The sequence below is a fragment of the Nocardioides sp. genome, assembly GCF_024509035.1.
Classification (GTDB): domain Bacteria; phylum Actinomycetota; class Actinomycetes; order Propionibacteriales; family Nocardioidaceae; genus Nocardioides.
This window is the reverse complement of sequence record NZ_JANINT010000110.1, coordinates 1-7,015: the sequence shown is the minus strand read 5'-3', so window position 1 is coordinate 7,015 and position 7,015 is coordinate 1. Positions and strand designations below refer to the sequence as shown.

The window sequence follows — 7,015 nt, the reverse complement described above, 5'->3', positions numbered from 1 at the left end:
AACGCCTCGCGCACGCCCTCGCCCCAGCTCAGCGCGTCACCGGCGTGGTGCACCTCGTCGAGGATCACCAGCGTCTTGAAGCGCTCGGTGCGGATCCGCATCGCGAGCGGGTTGACCGCGACCCCGGCGTACGTCACGGCGATGCCGACGAAGTCCTGGGAGGTCTTGCCCTTGCCTGCGGCGTACGTCGGGTCGATCGGGATGCCGGCTCGCGCAGCGGCCTCGGCCCACTGGAGCTTGAGGTGCTCGGTGGGCGCGACGATCGTGATCCGGTCGACGAGCCGGCGACCGAGCAGCTCGGCGGCGACCGAGAGGGCGAACGTCGTCTTGCCGGCGCCGGGGGTCGCGACGGCGAGGAAGTCGCGCGGGTGCTCGTCGAAGTACTGCCGCATCGCCGCCGACTGCCACGCGCGCAGCGACGTCGCGGTCCCCCAGGCAGCGCGCTCCGGCCAGGCCGGTGTCAGCGCGTTGGGCTGGAGGTCGGCCTCGTGCCGACCCGTCACGCGTTCTTGCCCGAGTCGTCGCGCAGGGACTCCCAGACCTCTTTGCACTCCGGGCACACCGGGAACTTCTCCGGAGCCCGGCTCGGCACCCACACCTTGCCGCACAACGCCACGACGGGGGTCCCCATCACCATCGCCTCGGTGAGCTTGTCCTTGTCGACGTAGTGCGAGAAGCGCTCGTGGTCACCCTCGTCGGTCGGGACGGTACGGCGGTCCTCGCGGACGTCCGTGTCTGTCGAGAAGCCGATGGTGGTCACGGCCCCCACTGTAATCGGATGGCTGCGGGGTTCGGCTGCTGGCAGCCGATCCCCGCACGACACGCCGGTGCGCATCGGCGTGTCGTGCGGGCTTGGGCTGTCAGCCGTCGAAACCCGCACGCTCGCGCTCAGTTGAGGTCGGGGTCGAAGGGGCGGGTGGAGTTCCAGGCCATCTCGCCGGGCTGACGGCGCAGGACGTCGCGCCACAGGTCGGCGCTGTCGGCCCGGAAGGCGTCCCCGGGCTCGCCGGGGACGACGAACCAGCTGCCCTCCTCGATCTCGGCGCGCAGCTGGTCGGCGCCCCACCCGGCGTAGCCGGCGAAGATCCGCAGCCGGTGCAGGCCCCCGCGGAGCAGCTCGAGCGGCGTGTCCAGATCGACCAGCCCGAGCAGCCCGTCGACGACGCGGAAGCCCACCGGCACGTCGTAGGGGCGCTCCAGCGTGGCGACCGCGAGGGCGCCCTGGGGACCCACGGGTCCGCCCTGGAAGAGCACCTCCGGCTCGGCGACCACGTCGCCCCAGCCGTCGAGCACCTCGTCGACCGGCACCGCGGAGGGCCGGTTGAGCACGACGCCGAGGGCGCCCTGTTCGTCGACGTCGAGCAGCAGCACGACGGTGTCGGCGAAGTTCGGGTCGAGCAGGGCAGGGGTGGCCACCAGCAGCATCCCCGCCCGTGGCTCGGTCATGCCCCCATCATGGCCCGCCCGCCCCTCGTGCACGACCGGACACACGACGGCCCCGGCCCGACGCGGTGGGAGTTCGCGGGTGGGAGTCCGCTGGGAGGGAGGTGCGTCGGGTCGGGGCCGTCGAGATCGGGGCCGGTTGAGATCAGGCCGCGAGGGCGGCCTTGATCCGGGCGAGCAGCCGCGGCTGGTGGGCGCGCCGCGAGGTCGCGGCGCGGGCCGGGCGGACCGGGCGGTACGTCGCCCGGGCCTGCGCCTCGATCGCCGCTCCGACACGGGCAGCCGTCTCGTCGGGGGCGCTCACGCGGCCGGCCATCATCGCCAGCATGATCCGCTCCTTGGCGGCCGACTTCGTCATCGCCTCGGCCATCGCCGCGTCCAGCGGCTCGGACCGGTAGCGGTCGACGATCGCGAGGACACCCGGCAGCTCGTCCGCCGTGGCGTGCCACGCGGTCACGACAGCCGTCTCGAGGTCCATGGGCTGCTGCATGAGCTCGCGGTCGATCCGACCGGCGAGCCGGGTGTGCCACCGCAGCTGCAGCGCTCCGAGGAGCGTCAGCTCGTCACCGAAGGTCTCGGCGACGCCCTCGACGTCCATCGGGAGGAGGCCGTCGAGACGGCCGTTGGCGGTGGTGATCACCTCGCGGAGGATCTCTCCGCGAGAGTGGAAGGACTTCCAGGTCATGGGGTCTGCTCCTTCGGGGGCACGGCCTACATACCGTCAGTACGTACCCACGGTACGTATCCGTACTCGCGGTATGCAAACAATTGCCCGGTGATCGTGGTCACCCATACCGACGGTCGGTATTAGGCTCCCGGAACTATGACCAAGCCCTCGGTGTCCAAGCTCGTGCCGCGGGTGCCCGGCGTCCCGGTCCCCGGAGGCAGCCGGCGCCAGCAGTACTCCGCCTCCACCAAGCGCGCCCTGGTCGACGTCGCCGAGGAGCTCTTCACCGAGAACGGGTACGCCGCGACCTCGCTCGACGCGATCGTCGCCGGGGCGCGGGTCACCAAGGGCGCGCTCTACCACCACTTCAGCGGCAAGCAGGCGTTGTTCGAGGCGGTCTTCGAGCGGGTCGAGAACGACGCATCGCGCGCCATCCAGAAGGCGCTCAAGGGCCATCGCGACCCGTGGGAGAAGGCACAGGCCGGCCTGCGGGCGTTCCTCGAGGTGGTCCGCGAGGCGCGCTACCGCCGCATCGTGATCCAGGAGGGCCCCTCGGTCCTCGGCTACGAGCGCTACCGCGAGCAGGAGGAGCGCTCGACGTTCGCCAACGTCCTCGAGATCGTCGAGTCGGTGCTGGCCGCGGGCAGGTGGGAGCTCGACGAGGCGCTGCAGCAGACGTTCGCCCGGATCTTCTTCGGCGCGATGTCCTCGGCGGGCGAGTCGGTCTCGAGCGCTCCCGACCCCGTGCAGGCCGCAGCCAACGTCGAGACCGCGATCGGATTCATCCTCGCGGGCTTCCAGGCGCTGGCCGAGAGCGGCGTCGAGCTGCCCTCGGGCGAGATCGTCGACACCGTCGACTGACCTCGCCCGCGACGCTACTTCTTGGCGAAGGTGACGTTGCCGTTCGCGGCGGGCACCAGCTCGATCCAGGTGTGCCCGGCGGGAACCGTGAGCTTGCCGGCCTTGGTCGACAGCGTGATCGGGGAGTCCAGCCCGGTCTTCTGCCAGGTGCCGCGCACCAGACGGCCGCCATGGAAGATCATCGCCTCGCCCTTGCCCTCGAGCTTCGTCTCGGGCACCGGGTTGCCCGCCGGGTCGCGGTAGCCCGCGTCGCCGACCTCGACCCGGAGCACCAGGATCGTGTCGGCGGGGAACTCGTCGCCGTCGGCGGCGTAGCTGTTCTCGTTGACGTAGCTCGTGCCGTCGTAGGTCCAGTTCGTGGTGTGGCCGCCGCCGAACACCGCGGCGATCTTCTTCGCCGGCTGCCCCTTCGGGAAGTCCTCCTCCGAGCCCCAGGGCAAGTAGTCGGACGGACGCGCGGCGTCCGTCTCGGCCTCGGTCGCGACCTCGGACAGGTGGGCGAACAGGTTGTACGGCGCGCTGCGGGAGCTGTCGCGCTCGAAGCCCTTCGACCCCTCCTGGAAGAACGGGATGCCCGCCTTCTTGATGCGACCGATCGTCACGGCGGCGGCACCGCTGGTGACCACCGTGGCGTCGACCGGCGAGACGATGCCGATGTCGCTGGCCCGCATCGAGCGCACCGGACCGACGAGGTCGGGGACCTGGGAGTAGTAGAACGCCGCGAGCCGGGTGAGGCCGCCCTCGACGAGCTCCTCGACGACCAGGTCGGCCGAGCCGAGCCCGATCTGCGGGGCGCTGGAGTAGGTGTTGTCCATCTTCGCCACGAGCACCGGGTGGTCCTGCTCGACGTCCTCGTCGCCCGAGGCCGCCAACCCGGTGAGCGGCCAGGTCGAGGCGACCTCGTCGGCGCCCTCGACCTGCTGCGAGGCGGGGGTCTCGTCGCCGCTGGGCTTCTCCTCGCCCCCGCCGCACCCGGCGAGGACCAGGCTGGCGGCGACCGCGAGGGCCGTGAGGGTGGAGGCGGTGGTCAGGCGGGCACGGCGCACGGGACGCTCCGTTTCAAACTCGTGTGAACTGATCGACTTCCAGTGTGCAGCGGGGCGCCCGCCCGCGCGGGGAGGCGCGCCCGGCGATCCCCTCCGTTCGGAGGGGATGCCCTATCCGAGCTTGGCGCCGCCGTCGACGTACAGCGTCTGACCGGTGATGTACGACGCCTCGTCGCTGCACAGGAACGCGGCCGCGGCCGCGATGTCCTCGGGATAGCCGACGCGGCGGACCGGGTTGGCCTCGGCGTTGAGCTTGCGGAACTCCTCGACGTCCATCTTCAGGCGGGCAGCGGTGGCGTCGGTCATCTCGGTGGCGATGAAGCCGGGAGCGATGGCGTTGGCGTTGATGCCGAACGGGCCCAGCTCGATGCCGAGGGTGCGGGTGAAGCCCTGGATGCCCATCTTGGCGGCCGAGTAGTTGGCCTGGCCGCGGTTGCCGAGCGCGGAGACGCTGGAGAGGTTGAGGACCTTGCCGTACTTCTGGGCCACGAAGTGCTTCTGGGCCGCCCGGGTCATGAGGAACGCACCGCGCAGGTGGACGTTCATGACGAGGTCCCAGTCGTCGTCGGTCATCTTGAACAGCAGGTTGTCGCGGGTGATGCCGGCGTTGTTGACCAGGACGTGGATGCCGCCGAGCTCGGCGACGACCCGCTCGACGGCCGCCTCGGCCGCGGCGCTGTCGCTCACGTCGCAGCCGATGCCGACGGCCTTGGCGCCCTCGGTGAGCGGCAGCTTCGCGGCCGACTCGGCGGCCGAGGCCTCGTCGAGGTCGAGGACGGCGACCGAGGCGCCCTCCTCGGCGAAGCGGGTGGCGGTCCCGAAGCCGATGCCGCGCGCGGCTCCGGTGACGACGACGACACGTCCGTCAAAACGGCCCATGGGTGTGGCTCCTCGAGGTCCGTCGGGCCCGGCGGTCGGACCCGTCGGCACCACACCCTAGGTGACCACCGACTCGTCAGTAACCGAGGGCTCGCGGGCCGGTCAGCCGAGCGCGGCGCGCAGGCGCTCGGCGTACGCCGCCGCCTCGTCGTCGGCGTAGGTCGTGCGCGGCCAGAAGAACCCGCGCAGCCCGTCACCCTTGGTGCGCGGGACCACGTGCAGGTGCAGGTGGGCGACCGACTGGCTGACGACGTTGTTCATCGCGACGAAGCTGCCCTGCGCGCCGAGGCCCTCGACCATCGCGGTGGCGAGCCGTTGCGCCGCCTCGAGGAACCCGTCGCGCAGGTGCGCGGGCAGGTCCGGGAGGGTCACCACGTGCTCGCGCGGCACCAGCAGGGTATGGCCCTTGAACAGCGGGCGCCGGTCGAGGAAGGCGACGAGGTCCGGCTCGTCCAGCACCACGTCCGCCGCGGTCTCCCCCGCCACGATGGCGCAGAAGACGCAGCCGTCGGGGGCGCTCACGTCCGCTTCCGCCCGACGCCGCCCTGGAGCAGGCCGAGCAGCACGAACGCGAGGAGGCACGCCGCGGTGAAGCTCCAGGCGTTGAGGTCGGCGAGCGGGTCGCCGAGCACGACGTTCATCCCCGCGCCACCGATCACGGCGCCGACGACGCCGAGCACCAGGGTGATCACGAGGCCGGGGTCGGCGGGCTCGTGGCGCAGGCCGCGGGCGAGCACCCCGAGGATCGCGCCGGCGACGAGGAAGGCGACCATGAGCGGAGGCTAGTCGCTGGGCGCCGGGTCGGTCGCCGGCTCGGGCGCGGTCGGCCCGGTCGGCTGGGCGTCGCACAACCGGTCGCACGGCCTCGGCGCGACCGCGGCGCGCGCCCGGCTGCCGACGTAGTCGAAGTGCTGGGTGTCACCCAGGCCGTAGGTCCAGCGGAACCCGTGGCGAGCCATCAGCGCCACCACCGGGTGGGATCGCGAGCGCCAGGCGACGCGGGGATGGGACTGCGACTGCCACCAGGTGTTCGGCACGGTCCCCCGCGCGGAGCGGTAGGGGTTCTCCCAGGTGTTGACGTCGAGCGAGCGGCCGTAGCTGTGCGGCGAGCGCACCCCGGGCCTCCCGGTGACGTCGCGACAGTTGAACGCCGAGGTGTTGCCGGCGGCCATCGAGGCGTAGTCGTTGCCGCCGCGTGAGCGCTTCCCCCACCCGAAGCGGTCCACGCGGTACATCGCGCGCACCGGCAGCTCGCGGCGGAACATCTCGGCGAACGCCGCGCCCATCGCCGGAGCCGCGGACCCCACCGTGACGAGCTCGCCGCGGCGCGGGTAGCCGCCGTAGTCCCAGTAGTTGACCCGCACCAGCCGCAGCGCGGACCGGCCGACCGGGCACCCGCGGTGCCAGGAGGCCCCGGTCATCTGCCGCCAGACCCGGGCGGGGATCGGGGTGATCACGACGTTCGCTCCCGCGCCGGTCGCCCGCGGCTGCGACGGCAGGTGGTGACGGGGCCGGGGGGCCGCCTTGGGCAGCCGGACCGGCTTGCCCGGGGGCAGGTTGTCGACACGGTGCGCGGGGCTGCGATCGCCCTCCACCCACGGCTGACGCACCGCCCGGGCTCGCCAGCGGGAGTCCACGCGCGGGGTGGTCGTCAGCCGGCCCCGGCCGTCGTCGCCCGTGGTGACCGTCCGGGCCAGTCGCCAGCGGGCGCCGTCGAGCGACCGATAGATCTTGACCCGGCCGGGGACCGGGGCACCCGCACCGGTCGTCCACCGCACGGTGATGGCCACCGAGCGCCCGTCGACCACCGTGTCCGGCCCGCCGAGCGTCACCCGGCTCGACCGCCGGGTCAGCTCGACCTGGACCTGCCGGGCCGCGGCGTCGTGGGTCTCGTCTCCGGCGTACGTCGCGCGGACGACGTTGTCGGCAGGGACCCGGCTCAGCCGGACCGGCTGGCTCGCGGTGCCGTCCGGGCTCGTCGTGACGGTGGCGACCGGGGACCAGCCGTCCCCCGTGCTGCGCTCCAGGGTGACCGGCGCGCCCGCGACCGGCGCCCCTCCTCCGTCGGCGAGCTGGAGCCGCACCGTGGTGTCGGTGTCGGCGGACGCCGGCTCGGCGC

At 72.7% G+C, this 7,015-nt stretch carries 9 protein-coding genes and 1 pseudogene; 1 reads left to right on the top strand and 9 read right to left on the bottom strand.

All coding sequences use genetic code 11. The annotated features are described in order from the left end of the window. The 4 genes and pseudogenes from Q0L15_RS08995 to Q0L15_RS08980 all read right to left on the bottom strand — a co-directional run. A pseudogene (locus Q0L15_RS08995) lies at positions 1-392 on the bottom strand (DEAD/DEAH box helicase family protein); the annotation flags it as partial. Between the two features lie 107 nt (positions 393-499). Beyond that, positions 500-751, bottom strand: a complete 252-nt coding sequence (locus Q0L15_RS08990; protein ID WP_296603815.1) for a DUF3039 domain-containing protein — start codon at positions 749-751, stop codon at positions 500-502. Positions 752-888: 137 nt separating this feature from the next. Continuing rightward, entirely contained in the window at positions 889-1,446 is a 558-nt protein-coding gene (locus tag Q0L15_RS08985) for a YqgE/AlgH family protein (protein WP_296603764.1), read from the bottom strand. A gap of 142 nt (positions 1,447-1,588) precedes the next feature. Continuing rightward, complete coding sequence (locus Q0L15_RS08980) at positions 1,589-2,128, bottom strand: hypothetical protein (RefSeq protein WP_296603763.1); 540 nt, start codon at positions 2,126-2,128, stop codon at positions 1,589-1,591. 138 nt (positions 2,129-2,266) lie between these two features. Here Q0L15_RS08980 and Q0L15_RS08975 point away from each other — a divergent pair, with 138 nt between their 5' ends. Further along, positions 2,267-2,971 carry a TetR/AcrR family transcriptional regulator gene (locus Q0L15_RS08975; protein ID WP_296603761.1) on the top strand — a complete coding sequence of 235 codons (705 nt, stop codon included), beginning with the start codon at positions 2,267-2,269 and terminating at the stop codon, positions 2,969-2,971. Between the two features lie 14 nt (positions 2,972-2,985). Here Q0L15_RS08975 and Q0L15_RS08970 read toward each other — a convergent pair whose 3' ends face one another. The 5 genes from Q0L15_RS08970 to Q0L15_RS08950 form a co-directional block, all read right to left on the bottom strand. Further along, positions 2,986-4,017: a DUF3048 domain-containing protein gene (locus Q0L15_RS08970; protein ID WP_296603760.1), complete on the bottom strand. Its 1,032-nt coding sequence runs from the start codon at positions 4,015-4,017 to the stop codon at positions 2,986-2,988. 111 nt (positions 4,018-4,128) lie between these two features. Then, positions 4,129-4,896: an SDR family NAD(P)-dependent oxidoreductase gene (gene fabG / locus Q0L15_RS08965; RefSeq protein ID WP_296603759.1), complete on the bottom strand. Its 768-nt coding sequence runs from the start codon at positions 4,894-4,896 to the stop codon at positions 4,129-4,131. 102 nt (positions 4,897-4,998) lie between these two features. Further along, positions 4,999-5,418 (bottom strand): HIT family protein, encoded by a 420-nt coding sequence (locus tag Q0L15_RS08960; RefSeq protein WP_296603757.1) that lies wholly within the window; start codon positions 5,416-5,418, stop codon positions 4,999-5,001. Further along, entirely contained in the window at positions 5,415-5,669 is a 255-nt protein-coding gene (locus Q0L15_RS08955) for a hypothetical protein (protein WP_296603756.1), read from the bottom strand. Before Q0L15_RS08955 ends, Q0L15_RS08960 begins: the two co-directional genes overlap by 4 nt. 9 nt (positions 5,670-5,678) lie before the next feature. Next, positions 5,679-7,015 (bottom strand): M15 family metallopeptidase (locus Q0L15_RS08950; protein ID WP_296603755.1); only part of this gene is annotated, 1,337 nt, incomplete at its 5' end.